Origin of the sequence: Streptomyces sp. NPDC021093 (assembly GCF_044333135.1) — a bacterium.
Classification (GTDB): Bacteria; Actinomycetota; Actinomycetes; order Streptomycetales; family Streptomycetaceae; genus Streptomyces.
In genome coordinates this window covers 67,874-86,181 of the sequence record NZ_JBIRQJ010000015.1, presented here as the reverse complement: position 1 = coordinate 86,181, position 18,308 = coordinate 67,874, and the positions used below count along the sequence as shown (strand labels likewise).

9 protein-coding genes are annotated in these 18,308 nt (G+C 71.2%); 2 read left to right on the top strand and 7 right to left on the bottom strand.

The window, feature by feature from the left end; all coding sequences use genetic code 11:
* Positions 1 to 12: 12 nt before the first annotated feature.
* From ACH4SP_RS36920 to ACH4SP_RS36905, 4 genes are read right to left on the bottom strand one after another with little or no spacing between them, the layout of a single operon-like run.
* Entirely contained in the window at positions 13 to 993 is a 981-nt protein-coding gene (locus tag ACH4SP_RS36920) for a TauD/TfdA family dioxygenase (RefSeq protein ID WP_398421831.1), read from the bottom strand.
* A gap of 31 nt (positions 994 to 1,024) precedes the next feature.
* The gene (locus tag ACH4SP_RS36915; protein ID WP_398421829.1) at positions 1,025 to 8,392 is read right to left on the bottom strand and encodes an amino acid adenylation domain-containing protein; all 7,368 of its coding nucleotides are present in this window, start codon (positions 8,390 to 8,392) and stop codon (positions 1,025 to 1,027) included.
* Positions 8,393 to 8,416: 24 nt separating this feature from the next.
* On the bottom strand, positions 8,417 to 8,767 hold the full coding sequence (locus ACH4SP_RS36910) for a phosphopantetheine-binding protein (protein WP_398421827.1): 351 nt from the start codon (positions 8,765 to 8,767) through the stop codon (positions 8,417 to 8,419).
* Positions 8,764 to 8,967: an MbtH family protein gene (locus ACH4SP_RS36905; protein ID WP_398421825.1), complete on the bottom strand. Its 204-nt coding sequence runs from the start codon at positions 8,965 to 8,967 to the stop codon at positions 8,764 to 8,766. Before ACH4SP_RS36905 ends, ACH4SP_RS36910 begins: the two co-directional genes overlap by 4 nt.
* Positions 8,968 to 9,299: 332 nt before the next feature.
* On the opposite strand from ACH4SP_RS36905, the gene ACH4SP_RS36900 reads away from it, so the two are divergent.
* A complete protein-coding gene (locus tag ACH4SP_RS36900; protein ID WP_398421823.1) occupies positions 9,300 to 10,238 on the top strand; it encodes a hypothetical protein in 939 nt (312 codons plus the stop codon).
* A complete protein-coding gene (locus tag ACH4SP_RS36895; protein ID WP_398421822.1) occupies positions 10,232 to 11,290 on the top strand; it encodes a hypothetical protein in 1,059 nt (352 codons plus the stop codon). Before ACH4SP_RS36900 ends, ACH4SP_RS36895 begins: the two co-directional genes overlap by 7 nt.
* A gap of 142 nt (positions 11,291 to 11,432) precedes the next feature.
* Here ACH4SP_RS36895 and ACH4SP_RS36890 read toward each other — a convergent pair whose 3' ends face one another.
* The 3 genes from ACH4SP_RS36890 to ACH4SP_RS36880 form a co-directional block, all read right to left on the bottom strand.
* The gene (locus ACH4SP_RS36890) at positions 11,433 to 16,031 is read right to left on the bottom strand and encodes an amino acid adenylation domain-containing protein (RefSeq protein ID WP_398421820.1); all 4,599 of its coding nucleotides are present in this window, start codon (positions 16,029 to 16,031) and stop codon (positions 11,433 to 11,435) included.
* Positions 16,032 to 16,252: 221 nt separating this feature from the next.
* On the bottom strand, positions 16,253 to 17,626 hold the full coding sequence (locus ACH4SP_RS36885) for an MFS transporter (RefSeq protein ID WP_398421818.1): 1,374 nt from the start codon (positions 17,624 to 17,626) through the stop codon (positions 16,253 to 16,255).
* Positions 17,626 to 18,243, bottom strand: a complete 618-nt coding sequence (locus tag ACH4SP_RS36880; protein ID WP_398421816.1) for an ArsR/SmtB family transcription factor — start codon at positions 18,241 to 18,243, stop codon at positions 17,626 to 17,628. Before ACH4SP_RS36880 ends, ACH4SP_RS36885 begins: the two co-directional genes overlap by 1 nt.
* Positions 18,244 to 18,308: the final 65 nt, after the last annotated feature.

The following is an 18,308-nucleotide window of genomic DNA, read 5'->3' as shown; positions in this document are numbered from 1 at the left end:
GCGGTCGCGCGCTCAGCCGACGACATGTCCGCCTCCGACGCGCCTGGCCCGGGACCGGCGGCTGTCGGTGTGGATGAACGCGCGGTGCAGCCAGCGGTCGTGGCCGTCGTACCGGGGGGTGAACGGCGTGCGGCCGTGCAGGGCGACCCTGTTGTCGACGATCGCCAGGTCGCCAGGGGCGAAGTAGACGGTGTCGACGACCGCTTCGAGGGCCTCGCGGAGGGCGGCCATGGCCCGTGCGGCACCCGCGTCCAGGGGTGTCGTGGCGTGGAAGTCCACCTGGGCGTCCGGATCCTCGGGCGCACCGGAGACGGCCCCGTGCGCCACCGCGACGCCGGACCCGTTGAAGGACGGTGGCGGGTCGGTCCTGAAGCGGGGCTCGGCGAGGATCTCCCGATGCTCGGCGGAGAGGAGCCCAATGGCCCTGCGCAGCGAGGCGACGCGCAGCCCGGCCACTCCGTCGAGGTCCTGGCGCAGGCAGGACAGGGCGACGAAGTCGGGCCTGTGCGGATGGAACGCGTTCTCGGTGTGCATCTCCAGGTTGACGGAGCCCGCGTTGCTCTGGCTCCGCTCCGCACCCGGCACCGGCACGACGTTCTGGACCAGGGCACCGTGCTTCTCGCCCTCGAAGCCCACTGGTTCGCCCAGCACCATGGCGCAGAGCACGAGCGCCGACGCGGGCACGGTGGCCCGTCTCTCGACGGACTCCCGCCGGGTGGGGGTGGGCGGCAGGGGTCCGACCGGCAGGCCGTGGATCTGCAGCACGCCTGCCCGGCCGGAGTCGGCGGAGAAGTTCCGCAGCGCCGTCCGTAAGGTCGCCGGGAGGGCGCAGGACAGGTCACGTGCCGCCGCCAGCCAGCGGGGCTCGTCCAGGAGACCCGGCGCGGTCTGTGCCAGGAGCTCGGAGAGCCGCTTGATCTCCCGTTGCACCTCCAGGTCGAGGTGGATCGACTCTTTTTCCAGATTCGTGGTGACAGGGCTGAAGTTCGTCATCTTCTGCTCCGGTGTGCGGTCCGGGGTGACATCAGGAAGCGGCCACGGAACGGGCCACGGTGTCGGTGTTGGGAGGCTTCACGGCCGCGTAGTGATCGCCGGTCAGGGAGAGGGCCGTGGTCTCTCCCGTGCACAGCCGCAGCCACTGCAGGCGGGCCGCCGCCGCCCGTTCGTCCTCGGCCGCGTCGCCGGCGCTGAAGAGCAGGGTGCGGCCCGTACGGGGCAGCGGCCGGTAGTCCCTGAGCGCGCGCCAGTTGGCGGCGAAGACCTCGAAGAGCCGCAGTTCCTCACCCGCTGTGGCGTTCGCCGGGACGAGCTGTGCGTGGCGCATGCGCGTGACCAGTTCCCGGCGCCGTTCCGCCGACGGCATCTCCGTCAGTTTCTCCGCGTCGAGGGCCATGTCGACCTCGTGCAGCCGGTCGAGGAAGGTCAGATAGGCCGCGATGACCTCGGGTTCCTCCTCACCGGGGCCGACGGCTTCACCGGCGCCGACGGCGCCCGGCGGGTGCGGCAGGAGCGAGGGCGGCAGGGCCGGGTCGATCATGGCGAGCAGTTCGACCTCCTCGCCGTTGTCGGTGCACTGCCGGGCCATCTCGTACGCCACCAGACCGCCGAACGACCAGCCGATCAGCCGCAACGGGCCCTCGGGCTGCGCCTCTCGGGCGACGGCCAGATGGGCCGCGGCGATGTCGGCGACGCTGGTCAGCGGCTGCTCGCCGGGCTCGATGCCGGCCGACTGGAGCCCGTGGACCGGGCCGTCGCCCGGCAGCGACCGGGCCAGTTCGAGGTAGCAGAACGCGGTGCCGCCGACGGGCGCGACACAGAACGTGGGGCGTCCGGTGCCGTGCCGCAGCGGCAGGAGGGTCCGCAGCTGCCGGGGGTGGGGGGCGACCAGGGAAGCGGCCTGGGCCGCCACGGTGGAGGCGTCCAGCAGGCTGGCCATGGGCAGGTCGATCCCCAGCTCCTTCCTGATCGTCGAGATGAGGCGCACACCGAGCAGGGAGTTCCCGCCGGCCTCGAAGAAGTCGTCCTCGATGCCGATGCTCCGGGTCCGCAGGATCCGCTCCCAGATGTGCAGCAGATCCAGCTCCGTCCGGTTGCGGGGGGCCGACTGCGGGCCGGCCGGCGCCGCGGAGGGTGCGGGCAGTGCCGCCTGGTCGAGCTTCCCGTTGTGCGAGAGGGGGAACGCGGCCAGGGGGATCACGGCGCTCGGCACCAGCGCCGGGGGCAGCTGCTCCTGGCACCAGCGGCGGACGTCCGCGACGAGTGCCTCGGCGTTCGGCCAGGCGCCGTCCGCCGTCGTGCCCCGTGGCCCGGGAGCGGCACCGGCCGGCGCGTCGAGCAGCTGCCGGCGCACCGCCGCCGCGGTCACGGGGTCCGGCACCACGTACGCCAGCAGCCGCTTCCCGCCGCCGCTGCCGTCCACCACCACGGCGGCGTCACGGATCGCGGTGTGCTCGACCAGGACCGACTCGACCTGGCCCGGTTCGATGCGCACACCGTGCAGCTTCACCTGCCGGTCGATGCGGCCCAGGAACTCGATGACGCCGTCCGGCCCCATCCTCGCCAGGTCGCCGGTCCGGTACATGCGCTCGCCCGGGAGGCCCAACGGCGCGGGTACGAACCGGTCCGCGGTCGGCGCCGGGGCGCCGCGGTACCCGCGGCCCGTCAGGTCGCCGGCCAGACAGAGCTCGCCCACCGCCCCGGTCGGCACCGGATTCAGATCGCTGTCGCAGACGAGCGCCCAGCTGCGCCCGATGGGCCGGCCGATGGGCACCGTGGTCCGTCCGTCGTCCGCCCGGCACTCCCAGGCGGTGGCGATGATCGCGGTCTCGGCCGGGCCGTAGTGGTTGTGGAGCCGGATCCACGGGAGCTCCCGCACCGTCCGCTGCTGCAGCTCGATCGGCAGTGCCTCCCCGGCGGGCACGATGTGGCGCAGGCCGGCGCACCGGCGCGCGACATCGGGCGTGTCCAGGAGGATCGCGAGTATCGAGGGAACGGGGTGGATCACCGTGATCCGCTCTTCCGCCACCAGGTCGGCGAGGTAGTGCGTGTCCCGGTGACCGCCGGGCTCGGCGAGCACCAGCCGGCTGCCCGCGGTCAGCGGCCTGAAGATCTCCCAGAGCGATACGTCGAAGCTGATCGGGACCATCTGCAGCACCGCGTCGTCGGGCCCCAGGGGGATGCGCTGCTGACCCCACCTCAGCGTGTTGAGCAGCCCGCGGTGGGTGTTCTCCACGCCCTTGGGCCGGCCCGTCGACCCGGAGGTGTAGATGACGTAGGCGAGTTGGTCGCCTCCGTTCCAGTCGCCCGGCACATTGCCGTCGGCCCCCTGCGTCAGCAGGCCGGGGTCGGTGTCCAGACAGACGGCCGGTATCCGGACGTCACCGAGATCGGGCAGCCACGCCTCCTCGGTGACCAGCGCGTCGGGCCCCGCCTGGGCCAGCAGCGTGCGTCGCCAGTCGCGCGGATACTCGGGATCGACGGGGAGTACGGCGCCACCGGACTTGAGTACGGCCAGGTAGGCGACGGCAAGGTCGACGGAGCGCTCCAGATGGACGGCGACGACCGATTCGGCCCCGATCCCGGCGGCCGTCAGCCGACGCGAAAGCCGGTTGGCGCGGGCATTCAGCTCCCCGTAGGTCAGTTCGTCCTTGCCGCAGACCACCGCGGTCGCGTCCGGTGTGCGCTCGACCTGACGTTCCACCAGCCCGTGGACGGACATCTCTTCGCCGGGGGTGGTGGGGGGAGCGGGCGCCCGCTCGCCGAGCGCCGCCGCCGACTCCGGCCCGTGGGCGACGGAGCGGTACGTCCGAGGTGTCAGCACCTGATGGGTGGCACCGTCCGGATCGGCCGCCATCGCTTCCAGGACCGCGCGGTAGAGGCTGCCCAGCATTGCCTGGGCGTGCGGGCCCGCATCCCCCGGCCGGCTGTAGACCGTCAGCCGGCCGGACTGCGCGACGGCCATCAGCCGGAATTCGTTCGGACTCTCGTCGACGACGGCGTCGTCGTCGATGAGGTCCCAGTCGAGGACGTGGAAGTCCAGGTAGACGAAGGCGACGTCGATCATGCGGGCATGGCGGCTGCCCTCCTGGATCTCGCCGAGCGGATACCGGCGGTGCGGCCACACCTCGATCTCCGTGTCGCGCACCTGCTGCACCAGCTGCCGCCAGGTGCGGGCGCCGCGGCGGAAGGGGAAGGGGACCGTGTTGACGTACAGGCCGGGAACGCGGTCCGCGCCCTCGGCCTCCGGCCGGGTGTCGCACACCAGGCCGGTGGAGAACGCCTCATCCGTGGTGATCATGCTCATCACCGCCAGATGGGCCGCCAGCATGACGTTCTTCAGCGACGCGTCCGCCTTGCGGGCCAGCGCGGCCAGCTCGTCCTGCAGATCGTCGTACGGCGTGACCAGCTGCTTCACGGGCCCCGAGCCGTCGCCCCACGCGGAAGGCAGCTCCAGCTTGGCGTGGTTCGCGACGACGTCGCGCCAGTAGCCGGCGTGCGCGGGGTCGGCCAGGTCCTTCCGCTCCAGCGCGATGAAGTCGGCGTACCGGATCTGGGGCAGGGGCGTGGGCACGTACTGGGTGCCGTCGTGCAGGGCGTGGTACCGGTCGAACACCTCGGAGAGGAGTACGTGGAAGCTCCAGCCTTCGAGGATGGGGTGGAACTCCGTGAAGGTGACCCACCACTGGTCCTCGCACATGTGGGTGAAGTAGCGGAACAGCGGCGCCGTGCCCAGGTCGAACCGGCGGTCGCGTTCCGCGGCCATGTGGGCGCGCACCTCGTCCCGCTGCGCCTGGGGCGAAAGACCGCGGACGTCCGCGAACCCGACGGGCAGGTGCGCTTCGTCGTGCACGAGCTGGAGCGGTTCGCTGTACGTCGTGAGGTCCATCGTGGTGCGCAGGGCCTCGTGCCGGGCGACGGTGGCGTCGATCGCCGTCTGCAGGAGGTCGTGGCGGTAGGGCCGGCCGTCGCGGACCAGATAGCAGGTGACGTTGTGGTAGTTGCCCTCGTTGCCCGAGGACTCCATTTCGAGGATCATCCCCAGCTGGATGCGGGACAGCGGGTACGCGTCCGTCACTCCGTCGGGGATCCGCGCCCGGTCGGCCGGGTCGAGCATCTCGAAGGGCCGCACCACGGGCTCGTCGACACTGTGCTCGGAGCGGGGGCCCAGCGTCCGGGCGAAGTCCTCGATCGTGCGGTGCTCGAAGACGTCCCGCACGGTGACGGGGTAGCCCTTCCTCCGCAGGGCGCCCACCACGGCCACCGCCCGCACCGAATCCCCGCCGATGACGAAGAAGTTGTCGCGGACCCCGAAGTCCGAGGTGCCCAGAACCGTGCGCCACACCTCCGCGATCTCCGTCTCGGCGTCGGAGCGGGGAGCCACCAGGTCGGTGCTGACGCCACGGGACGCCCGGTCGGGGGCCGGCAGCGCATCGGTGTCGATCTTTCCGACGTCGGTGAGCGGCAGCGAGTCCAGGACGACGATCGCCGAAGGCACCATGTACTCGGGCAGCCGCTCGCCGACGTGGGCGCGCAGGGCGGCCTGGTCGGGGGCGGCCGTCCCGGCCGCGGGCACCACGTAGCCGACCAGCTCGGGCCGGCCGTCATCGGTCCGCCGGGCCACGACGAGGGCGGTCCGTACGGCGCGATGGTCGGCCAGGACGCTCTCGACCTCGGCCGGCTCCACCCGGTAGCCGCGGATCTTGACCTGCTTGTCGACCCGTCCCACGAAGTCCACTTCGCCGTCGGGCCGGACGGCCGCGAGGTCGCCGGTGCGGTACAGCCGCGCGCCCCGCTCGGCGGAGAACGGGTCGGGGAGGAACTTCTCCGCCGTCAGGTGGGGCTTGTTCAGATAGCCGCGGGTGACCCCGGTCCCGCCGACGTAGACCTCGCCGACGACGCCGAAGGGCACCAGGCGCATGTGCTCGTCGAGTACGTACATCGTGGTGTTGGGCATGGCCGAGCCGATGGACACGAGCTCCGTGTCGACCGGCCGGCCGACCCGGCAGCCGGAGTTGCCGACCGTGATCTCGGTGGGACCGTACTCGGCGGCGACGCTGCCCGGACCCGCGTCGGCGAGCCAGCTGTTGGCCAGCGTGCCGGTGAAGCGGTCGCCCGCCGCGATGACGAGGCCGGCGAGCGAGCGCCGCTGGTCAGGACCGAGCTGCTCGGCCAGCAGTTCGAGGTGCCCCGGTGCCATCTTCACGAAGCTCAGCTCCCCGCAGCCGAGGAGTCGCGCGCCCAGCTCCGTGGGTTCGCCGTCCGGCAGCAGGTGGACCGGGCGTCCGCACAGGAGCGAGGTGTAGAGGTTCGGGACACCCAGGTCGAAGGCCACGGAGGAGAAGAGCGCGGTTCCGCCCGGTGCCCGCAGGTAGGTGTCGACCGTCCACCACAGGTAGTTCATCAGCCCGCGGTGGGTGACCATGACCCCCTTGGGCAGTCCGGTCGTCCCCGACGTGTAGATGAGGTAGGCGAGGGAATCGGGGGCGACGGGGAGGTCCGGAGCGTCGGCCGCCCGCGCGCCGATTGCCTCGGCGTCGCGGTCGACCAGGACGACGGTGTGTCCGTCCAGACCGTGGGCCAGGGCGGCGGCGCCGGGTTCGTCGGTCACCACGACCCGGGCACCGGCATCGCTCAGGATGTAGCCGCGCCGGGTGGCGGAGTCGCCGGGGTCCAGCGGGGCGTAGGCGGCTCCGGCCTTGAGGACCGCGAGGAGCGCGACGACGAGACGCGGGTCCCTGGGCAGGTGCACGCCGACGACCGAGCCGGGCCCGACACCGAGGCTCCGCAGGTGCTGGGCGAGGCGGTTCGCCCCGGCGTCCAGCTCGCCGAAGGACAGGCCGGTGTCGCCGGCCAGGACGGCCGGCGCGTCCGGCGCGGTCCGGGCCTGTTCGGCGATCAGCTCGTGCACGGCGCCCCGGGGGCGGTCCGCGCTGCCGCCGTCCGCCGCGGCGAGCAGCCTCTCCCGTTCCTGCCCGGTGAGGTACTGAAGGTCGGACAGCGGCCTGTCGGGGCTGCCCGTCGCGCTCTGCAGGAGCTCGAAGAAGTTGTCGGCGAACCGTCGTACGGTGTCCGGCTCGAACAGCGACGTCGAGTATTCGAGGGCACCGGACAGGGTGCCGTCGGCCTCGGAGTCGAGCTGCAGGGTCAGGTCCAGCTTGGAGTTCTCGCTGAGGGTCGGAATGCGGGTGGTCTCGACCCCCGGAAGCGCGATCCCGTCCGGATCCCCGTCCCCGTAGCTGAACATCACCTGGGCCAGGGGCGGCGTGGAGAGGTCCCGGTCCGGGGCCAGCTCGTTGACGAGCACGTCGAAGGGGACGTGCGAGTGCTCCACCGCGTCGAGGAACCGCGACTTGTTGCGTCGTACGAGACCGGCGAACGTGGGGTCGTCGGACCAGCCGGTGCGGATGACGATCGTGTTGACGAAGCAGCCGATCAGCTCCTGCGCCGCCCCTTCGTCCCGGCCCGCCACGGGTATGCCCACGGCGATGTCCCGCTGGCCCGTGTAGCGGCTCAGGAGCATCTGGAAAGCGGTCAGAAGCACGACGAACGGAGTGGTGTCGTGCTCTGCCGCGGCCTCCCGGACGGCCTTCGCGACAGCCGGGGGGACGGTGATCGGGAGTGACGCGCCCGCCGAGGACCGCACTGCCTGGCGCGGGCGGTCCGTGGGCAGCTCCAGGGGCGTGACGCCGGAGAGCTGCCGTGTCCAGAACGCGAGGGACTCCGCGAGCGTGCCGTCGAGAAGCTGCGTGCGCTGCGACTCGGCGTAGTCGGCGTACTGCATCGGCAGCGGCGGGAACTCCACGCCGCCGTCGCCCTTCTCGGCCCGGTAGGCGCGGGCCAGATCGCGCCAGAGGATCGGCTCGGACCAGGCGTCGAAGGCGATGTGATGGATCGACACCACGAGGTAGTGATCGTCGTCCGCCACCGTGACCAGGCCCGCACGGGCCACCCGGCCCTCGGCCAGGGACATCGGGGAGTGCGCCAGGCGCCGCACCAGCTCCTGCGCGCGGCTCTCCCCGACCTCGGCGGCCTCCGCCCGGAGATCGCTGTGGACCATCGCGCTCTCCGGTCCTTCGGCCACCTCCTGCACCGGCTCCTCCCGCTCCATCCGGTAGCGGGTCCGCAGCACCTCGTGGCGCTCCAGGACCCGCAACCAGGCCTGCTGCAGGGCCGGGGCGTCGACCGCCCCGTGCAGTCGCAGCACCATGGGGACGTGGTACTCGCCGCTGTCCGGGTTGATCAGGTCGAGGAACCAGAGCCGGCGCTGACTGGGCGACAGCGGCACTGACCCGCCCCGGTCGGCCGTGGGTGTCGTGCGGGCCGCCGAAGTTCCTGTCCCCTCAAGGCGGTTCCTCAGGAGCTGGTCTCGGAGGGCCTGGATGTCTTCGGCCATGCTGTCCTCACTTCTTACGTGTGGTCAGTGCGACGACTTGGGTGTGGTCAGTGCGACGACCTCGGCGTCCGAGAGGCCGGACACGTCGTTGCGGACCTCGGATTCGACGATCTGCGCCAGTTCCCTGACGGTCGGGAACTCGAAGATGGTCCGCAGGGACAGCTGGACCCGGTAGCGGGCCGAAACGCGGGCGACGACCTTGGCGCCCATGAGGGAGGTGCCGCCGATGCGGAAGAAGCTGCGCGTGACGTCCACCGGGTCGTCCGTGGCGAGCACATCCCGGAAGATGCCGCAGACCACCCTTTCGACGTCGGTGGCGGGCACGCTCCGCCCCGCCTGCTCCTCCGTGCCCGGCATGTCTGTCTCGTTGCTCACGCGGGCACTCCGTCCATGTGCTTTCGCAGACTGAGCGGACGCATGTCGGTCCATACCTCGGAGATGTGGGAAAGGCACGCTTCCCGGCTTCCGGCGAAGCCGGCGTCGTCCCATCCGGGCGGCAGCGGTCGATGGGACCACCAGATCGAGTACTGCTCTTCATGGTTCGCCACCACGATGAACTCAGGCTCAACGGACATAGCCACTCCATGAATTCTCTGAGCGAGACACGGGGAAGGGCCCCGCGTTGTGTGCGGGCAGTCGAACAATTCGTTGAGAACTTATCTTCCGGGCAAGCCGGATCACCATCCACCGCCGGGTTGAACTGACTTGGAACTTCATCTTCGCGGGGGAGACGCATCCACGGTGACCTGTGGAAACGTCTCAGCGGGAGGGAGGGCGGAGCGACCCAGGGCGGGCGTTCTCGGGTGCGGCACGGGGCCGGCGGAGTCTATGGTCCAGGCGCCGGTCGAGGTGCGCAGGCGAACTGACGCCGGCCGGTGATCGAACTCTCCTCCAGGACGGGGAAAAGATGACGGACGAAATGGTGAAGGGGCTGGGGGAGAGAATTCCGGCCAGCCTTCCGAATGCCCTGCGCGACCACGGCCTCCTGGTCAACACGGCCACCGGACTGTACGGGTGGGGTGCTGCACTCGAAGAAGTCTATTCAGGCCTGCTGAAAGCGCTGTCAGCGGAGGTCGCGGAAAGGGAACCCACCGAGCTCCATTTCCCGCCCATTCTTCCGCGCGCTGTTTTCGAGAAGAGCGAGTACGTCACCTCGTTCCCTCAACTCTTCGGCGCGATACACGCGTTCCGGGGCGACGAGTGCGCGCACGAGGGCCTGGAGAGGGCCGTCACCAAGGGGGAGGACTGGAGCGGGCACACACGACTGACCGACTTCGTGCTGGCTCCCGCGGTGTGTTACTCCGTGTACCCGCTGTTCGGCGGAACCGTGTTGGACGGGGGCCGGACGGTGGACGCGAGCGGATTCTGCTTCCGCCACGAACCGTCGACCGAACCGGGACGTCTGGTGTCGTTCCGGCTGCGCGAGTTCGTGCGGATCGGAACTTCGGCCGAGGCCTCCGGCTGGTTCGACGAGTGGCACGAGCGGGCGTCCGCCTTCGTCCGCAGGCTCGGACTCAAGGTGGCGGTCGAGGCCGCTTCGGACCCGTTCTTCGGGACGACCGGGCAGGTCATTGCCGAGAACCAGCGGGAGGAGGGGATGAAGGCGGAGGTCGTCGTCCCGATCGGCGACCACCCCGTCGCGGTCGCGTCGATCAACTACCACCGCGACCACTTCGGCCGGATCTTCGACATCCGGTCGGCGGAGGGGGAGCCGGCCCACAGCGCCTGTGTCGGCTTCGGCCTGGAACGTCTCGCGTTCGCACTCGTCGACGCGCACGGCCCGCGACTCGGCGAATGGCCCGACGACGTACGCGAGTTGCTGTGGAGCGGGCGAACGGCATGGTGAGCAATCCGTCGCCCAGCGCCGTCCCCAGCGCCGTCCCCAGCGCCGTCCTCGACGCCGTTCCCGACGCTGTTTCCGACGCCGTCCCCCGGCCCGTCACGGCCCGCAACGCCCTCGCCATGACGGACGACAGGGCGCTCTGCGCACTGGACGTCCGGCTCGACTACTTCGAGGTCCAGACGCGCTCCGGGCGCGGTCGCGGACGGCTGCCCGTCGTGATGGTCAAGCAGGTCGAGTCCCTCAACGACGACTACCGCGGGTACCTCGGACTGACCTCGTACGAGGGGTCGGCAGCCTTCGTCGGCGGCGGGCTGGCCCGCCTGCGGTCCGGCAGCTCCCTCACGGGCGTCGCGCACGAGGAGCGTCGCGAACTGCTGGCCGCTCTGGTCGCGGAGGCGGTCGACCGTGCGGCGCAGACGGCCGACGCGGTCCTGTCCCCCTTCCTGACCGCCACCGACCTGCCGGCGTACCTCGACGCGGCGCCGTCGGCCACCGTCCGTGAACACGGTGTCTGGTGCACGCTGGAGATCGGCGGGGCCGCCGGCATCGAGGACTTCCTCCAGCGCCTTCCCGCGAAGCGCCGGCGGCACTGGAACCGGGACATCCGCGAGGCCGATGAGCTCGGTCTTGAGCACGACGTCGCGCCCTTCTCGGACGAGGTCGTCGCGGAGGCAGCCGTAGGCATCGCCGGGGTCTCCCGGCGCAACGGCATGAACGAGTCCCCCGAGATCGTCAGGTGGCGGATCAACAACTACCGCCGGCGCCCGGGGAAGCACTTCTTCGTCAGGACCCGGTGGCGGGGGAACGTGATCGCGCACATGCTGTGCCGGATGTTCGACGACACCATGGACGCACACACCCTCGGGATCCTCGACACCCCCGGGCTCGACCGCGGAGCGGTCTACCACTTCGGCTGCCTGCTGGGCCCGTTGAAAGCGGCCCTCGACCGCGGGGCGCACCGCCTGGAGCTCGGCATCGGACACGATTCACCGAAACTCCGCCGGGGGTGCACGGGCGAGGACACCTACTTCGCCGATCTGCTTCCGGTGCGTTAGCGCGAACACGCCGGTGCCGGCCGGGGCGAAATGCCCCGGCCGGCACCGGCACGTTCTGGTGGATGCGACAGCGGCAACCTGTGGCGATCGGTTGTCCCGCCGGACGGCCGGACAACCGATCGCCGTCGAGCGCCCGACCTTCCTACAGCATCGTCCGGAGCGCGGACGCAGGACCGGAGGCGTGCGACGTCATGAGTCCGAGAGCCGTCACCACGTGGTCGGCCAGCGTCCGGACCCGCTCGGGGTCGAGTCCCCCGTCGTGGAAGGCGAACCGGAGCGCGACCGGCTGACCGTTCTCCACCAGGAGGGTGAGCGAGAGCGGGTAGTGCACCTCTTCGTACCCCAGCTCCCGTTGGAACGTCCGGGCGGAACTCGCGTCCGACACGTCCTCGACGACGAAGACGGTGTCGAAGAGCTCGCCCCTGGCACCCGGCACGCTCCGCTGGAGGGCGGCCAGGGAGTGGTGTCCGAAGCGCACGGTGTCGCTCAGCTGGTCCCTGAGGCCGGCCAGCGCCGTGGCCACCGTCGCCGAACCGGCCGGGTCCCGGACGACCGGATCCCAGACGACCGGCACCGTGTTCATCACCAGCCCCACGATGCGGTCGATCTTCGCGAGGTCCCAGCTCCGCCCGTCGACCACGCAGCCCACCATGACGTCGTCCCGGTCGACGGCGGCCGACAGCGTGACCGCCCACGCCGCGAGAGTGGCGACGGCCGGCGTCACACCGTGCCCGCTCACCAACTGCCGGAAGTGGGTCCTGGTGTCCGCCGACAGGTCGACGGTGAGCAGGCGCTCCCCGCCCGCACCGGCCCGGCCGGTCGGGTCGAAATAGCACGCACGGCTGCCCTCCAGCCGTCCCGACCAGTACGTGTGCGCCGCGTGCTGCCGCTCCGGGTCGCGCAGCCACTCCACGTAGCGGCGGTAGGGGACAGGCACCGGCAGCTCCCCCGCGCCGCCCGTCCCTTCGCCGCCCGTGCGCGCCTCGTGCAGTCGGCTCGCCTCGTCGGTCAGCACACCGACGCTCCAGCCGTCGATCCACAGGTGATGGCAGTTGAGCACCACCTTCAGCCGGTCGTCGCCCGTACGCGCCACCGTCACCCGGGGGCGCCAGTCCCGGCCCGGGTCGCCCGCCGTGTCGACGAGGTCCTGCGACCAGTCGGCGATCTCGATGTCCACCGACTCCACCGGGTGCACCACCTGGACCGGCCGGTCCAGGCCCTGCCAGTGCACGCTGCTGCGGAGCACCGGATGCCGTCGGACCAGCTCGCGCCACACGTCGGCCACCTCGGACTCGTCGAGGCCGGGAGCGCACTCGATGAGATGGCATCCGCCGTAGCCGCCGCCCATGAGGCTGTGCAGCAGCATCCCGCTCTGCAGGGGCGTGAGGTCGTACAGGTCGTCCGCCCGGCCGACCTCCTTGAGGACCCGGTCCAGCTGCTCCCGCGTGAGCGATGCCAGGGGGAAGTCCGACGGCACCCGCGCCGCGCGCACCCCTGACCCGCGGCGGACCAGGAGCTCCACGGTGTTCATGCAGCGCCGTGCGACCGACTCGACGGCCTGCCGGCTGTGCAGCGTGGGGGCGTAGAGCCAGCGGAAGGTCAACTGGTCGTCGGTGACGTCGACTTCGAGCTCGATGTCGTGGCTGCGCTCCTGGCGGGCCGAGCGCTCCTCGCCGGCGGCGCCCATGGCCGCGCTGAAGTTCTCCGCCTGGAACTGGGTCTCCAGATGGCCCGAGTAGTTGAACAGGATCGTGCCCGGGTTGGCCGGGGCCGCCTCGATGTCGCACTCCAACCGGTCCGCGGGCCCGGCGACCATGGCCTGTTTCATGCGGTGCACCGCGTCGCGCAGCCCCGGGTCGCTCTCCGCGTCCAGGGTGAAGGAGTCGAGGGTCACCCGGTGCACCCCCGCGAACCAGCCCACCGCGGCGGAGCGGTCGGGGCCGGGAAGGCGGCTGTCGCGACCGTGCCGTTCCACGTCGAACGTCACCGACGGCAGGTCGTGGGCCGCGCTCAGCGCGTCGGTGAGCGCGGTCAGGAGCACGCTCTCGACCGGGCTGCTGTAGTCGCTCGGCGTCACCCGCAGCAGATGTCTGGTGGCGGCCGACGGCAGCCGCACTTCGACGCACGCGGTACCGCCCACGGTGTTGGCACCGTCCGCGACGTCCCGGGGAAGGGAGACCGGCTCGGGTGCCGCGTTCTCCCCGCCGCCGGACGGCGCGGCCTCCCGCGGACGTACGGCGGCGAGCGCGCTCGCCCACTGGGAGAAGACGAAGGCGTCCTCGGACAGGCCGGGTTCGCGCCCGGCGACGAGGTTCGTGTAGGCGACGTCCAGATCGCGTACGAGGGTCGGCCAGGAGAAGGTGTCGACCACGAGGTGGTGGACGGCGATCAGGAGCAGGGGCGGGCGTTCGGCGCCGGAGATCAGCGCGGCGCGCAGCACCTGTCCGCATCCGATGTCGAGCGAGCGCTGCAGCTCGGTGGCCGCCTCCTGGAGTGCGTGCCCGGGGCCGGCGTCGTCGGCGTCCTGGTCGAGATGGACCTCGGACAGCAGCTCGAACCCGGGCGGCGCCTCGCCCACCTCCTGCTGCCACCTGCCGTCGGCCTGCACGAAGCGCATCCGGAGCGCGTCATGGGCGTTGACCAGCGCCTCAAGGGCGGTTTCCAGCGCGAAGACCTCGGGCTCGTCCTTCCACTCCAGGAGGACGGACTGGTTGTGGTGGTCCCGGTCCACCGGATCGCGGTCCATGAACCACTGCTGGATCGGTGTCAGCGACAGCGGCCCGCCGACCTCGATCGTGGTCTCGGCCACCGCGTCCGACCGCACCACCAAGGACGCCAGCGCGTGCAGCGTCGGACAGCGGAACACGTCGGTGAGGCTCAGCTCGTAGCCCTGCTCGCGCAGTTTCGAGGCGAGGCGGACGGTCGAGATCGAGTCGCCGCCGAGCTCGAAGAAGTTCGCGTCGGGATCCACCGCGGTGACCCCCAGGACGGACTTCCACGCCTCGCGCAGCACGTCCTCCACGCTTCCCGCACCCGGTCCTTCGGTGCCTTCCGCACCCGGGCCTTCGGCGGCCCGTTCGGGTTCGGGATCCTGCCGCGCCAGTGCGGAGCGGTCGGCCTTCCCGTTCGCGTCGAGCGGGATCGAGTCCACCTCGGCGTAGTGCCGAGGTACGGCGTAGTCCGGGACGTGCTCCGCCAGCCACTTGACCAACCCGTCAGGTACGGCCCCGTCGACGACGAGATAGGCCTTCAGCACGAGCGGCGCGTCGGGGGAGGTGCGGTGACCCACGACGGCCGCGTCCTGGATGTCGGGGTGGCGCCGGAGCGCCGCCTCGGTCTCGCCGGGTTCCACCCGGTGGCCGCGGATCTTCAGCTGGCGGTCCGACCTGCCCAGGAAGACCGCGTTGCCCAGGTCGTCCCAGGTCGCCCGGTCGCCGGTGCGGTACATCCGGGCCCCGGGCTCCGGGGCGTAGGGGTCGGGGACGAACTTCTCGCTGCTCAGGTCCGGTCGGCCCAGGTAGCCGCGGGCACAGCACACCCCGCCGATGAAGATCTCGCCCTCCGCACCGGCCGGGACCTGCTGGAAGTCGTCGTCCAGGATGTACATGGAGGTGTTCTCGATCGGCCTGCCGATCGGGATGGTCTCCCCCGAGAAGCCGTCCGGGACCATGAAGAAGGCGTTGGCCACCGAGGCCTCGGTCGGCCCGTACTCGTTGAGTACGGGCGTCGTGGCGTCGAGTGCGCGCCAGCGCTGCAGCGACTGCGTCGGGAAGAGGTCCGCCCCGACGGCGAGCAGCCCCGCGAGGCTCCGCGCCCCTTCGGCCCCGGTCATCGAGGTGATCAGGTCGAGCTGTCCCGGCGTCAGCTTGATGAAGCCGTACGGGCCCGAGGCCAGCACCTCGGAGATCTGCGCGGGCAGGTCCTGGTCGTCGGGGACGAGCCGTACGGCCTGGCCGCACCACAGGGGCGCGTAGATGTTGGGCACGACCATGTCGAAGCCGACCGAGGAGAAGAGCGGGGCGCCGTCGGCACCGAGCGTGGTGTAGGTCTCGACGGCCCAGTCGAGGTAGTTCGCCACCCCGCGGTGCGGGCACATCACGCCCTTGGGCCGGCCGCTCGATCCGGAGGTGTAGATGACGTAGGCCAGTTGTTCCGGCCGGACCTCCTCGGCCGGATCGCCCCGTTCCGCAGGTCCCGCGGTCGCGACGGACCTCAGCAGCTCGTCGACGCACAGGGCCGTCGAACCGGCGAACTCCTGGGCACCGCGGTGATCGGCGTCGGTGAGGACGACGGTGGGCCGCGCGTCCTGAACGATGTGCCGCCGCCGCTGAACCGGGTCACCGGGCGACAGCGGTACGTACGCGCCACCGGCCTTCAGCACGGCGAGGAAGCTGACGAGCAGCTCCACGGACCGCGGCAGACACACGACGACCAGGGACTCGGCCCCGACGCCGTGGGCGCGCAGCCGGTGCGCCAGGACGTTCGCCCGGGCGTTGAGCTCCTCGTAGGTCAGCTCCGTACCGCGGGCGCGTAACGCGATGCTCCGCGGAGTGCGGGCGGCCTGGGCCTCGAACCCGCCGTGGATCGTCTCCGCCCGGACGGCCCGGCGCGGAGCCCACCCCGCGGGGATGCCGTGTGACGCCGGGGCTTCGTGCGCACCGGCCGCCGCTGCCGGGGTGACAACCGCCGTGCCGGGCCCGGCCGATAGATCCAGAGATGTCGACCCGCTGGACTCCGTCATCGTTTCTCCAAGGTTCTGACCGGATCCGACAACTCCTCCGGTGTTCCGTCGAGGTGGAGGAGGCCGTCGCAGCTGACGCGAGGAATATAGGTGCGGCCGATCCGGCGCAGCACCGGTGAGTTTCTCCGGGGAAGCGCTGCGGCCTCTCAAGGGGCGAGAGGTATCCGCAGCTCACGGCGCCTTCGTCTCCTCCGTGAGGAGGAATTCCCAAGTCGGCTCCGCTAGGAGGCTGATGAGGCGGGTTCTCGCGGGGCGGCGTGGGGACTGCGCCCTGCCTGTCCCTTGCCGCGGTGGCGGTCCATCTCACGCCATTCCGGGCGCAGACCGGTGAGGTTCGTCGTCAGGAAGTACACGGCGCCCGCGATGAGCAGCGCGGGTGCGAGACCCATGCCCGCCACGGCGGCGCCCGCGAGCAGACCGCCCAGCGGAATCCCGGCCCAGGTGATGGCGTCGCCGATGCCCTGGGCCCTGCCCATCATTTCCGGGGGGATCCGCTCGTACGTGACGGCACCGATGATCGGGTTGATGAAGCCGCCGCCAAAACCGCCGATGCCTATCACCACCGCCACGCACCACAGCGGCGCGTCCGTCATGAGGATGAGAAACCGCGGTGCCCCCGTGACGAGCCAGCCGAGGAAGAACACCGGCCTGCGCCGCAGCCGGTGGGCCACCGCCGCGGCGATGAGGCTGCCGACCGTCGCCGTGACGCTGAACGAGGCGAGCACCAGCCCGATCGTGGCAGGACCGTATCCGGACCCCGAGGCCCAGACGGGAATGAGCACGGCCACGTATGCGGCGTCCAGCAGGTTCGTGATGCCGAGCATCGCGTAGAGCGTCAGCAGTATCGGCTGCCCGCGCAGGAACGCGAAGCCCTGCCGGAAGCTGTGCCAGTAGCCGTCCCGCGCCTCGCGTGTGCCCCCGCCCTCGCCCGCTTCCCCGCCCTTGCCCTTCTCGGCGAAGTGCTTCTCGGCATCGTGCTTCTGCGGTCGTCCCATGCCGGCGGGCAGCGCCACGGCGATGATCAGCGAACCCAGCGCGAAACAGACGGCGTTGACCCCCAACCCGACCATCGGGCCCACCAGCCCCACCAGAGTGCCTCCGGCGGCAGGCCCCACGGTCCCGGCCAGGCGCTCGAACACGCCCTGCAGACCGGTCGCCCGTTCCAGCGGCACCCGGCTGAGTCCGGCCGCCTCGGGGATCATGACGTCCTTCGCGAGGTCCCCGGGGCTGCGGACCGTGCCTATGACCGCGACCAGGGCCAGCAGGACCCCGAAGGAGAGCATGCCTTCGGCGTGCAGCAGGGGTATCAGCAGGGCGGCGGCCGCGCTGACGACATCCGCCACCCAGGAGATCCGGCGGGGCCCGATCCGGTCGACCAGCGGCCCGGCGAAGGCTTTGACCGCGACATAGGGGCCCATCTCGCAGAACGCGACCAGACCGGTCTGTGTGGCGCTGCCGGTCGTCACGAGCACGAACCACGGAATGGCGATGGCCGAGATCCTGGTGCCGCTGTGCGCGACCAGCAGTGCCGTCAGAACTCCCGCGAGCGGCCGTAATCGCGCCCGGCCGACCGCATCCTCCTTCTCGTACCGCATCAACCCTCCTCCTGCTCCGTGAGGTTGACCTCCGGCAGCACATGGAAGTTCACCCACACCCGCTCGGTGTCCTGGCTCTCCTCGTCGCCCGGGGCCCGCCGGTAGCGATCGATCACGGACCAGATCTCGTCGCGCATCTCCCGGGCCTGCGCGGGAGTGAGCTGCAGCGCGGCGTCGCTCATGTCGAACACCTCCCGCCACGCCCGCGGCAGCGCCTGCAGACCGTGCAGCCCCTGCTGGGTGCGCATGGTGTACGTGCTGTGCACCGACTGCAGATACGCCAGCGCCGCCTCAGGCTCCCGCTCCGCGAGGTCCTCGTGGTCGAAGCGCGTCACCTGGTGCACCGAACGCCACCACCGTTCCCGCGCGTTCCCCCGCTCCGTGTCCTCGGCCACGAAGCCGGCCGCGGCGAGCTGGCGCAGGTGGTAACTGGCCGTACCGGAATTCACGCCCAACCGCTCCGCGAGACGGGTGGCCGTCGACGGGCCGTGCTTCCGCAGCAGCCCGACCACCTGCACGCGCACCGGATGCGCCAGGGCGCGCAGCCCCTTGGCATCCAGGACGACCGAGCCCTCTTCGACGTTCGGGCCTTCGGGACTCTCCGCTGCATCAGTCATACGGCATACGGTAAACCACAAAGAGTTCTTCGCAAAGAGTTCTCCGCGAAGAACTCTTTGCAATC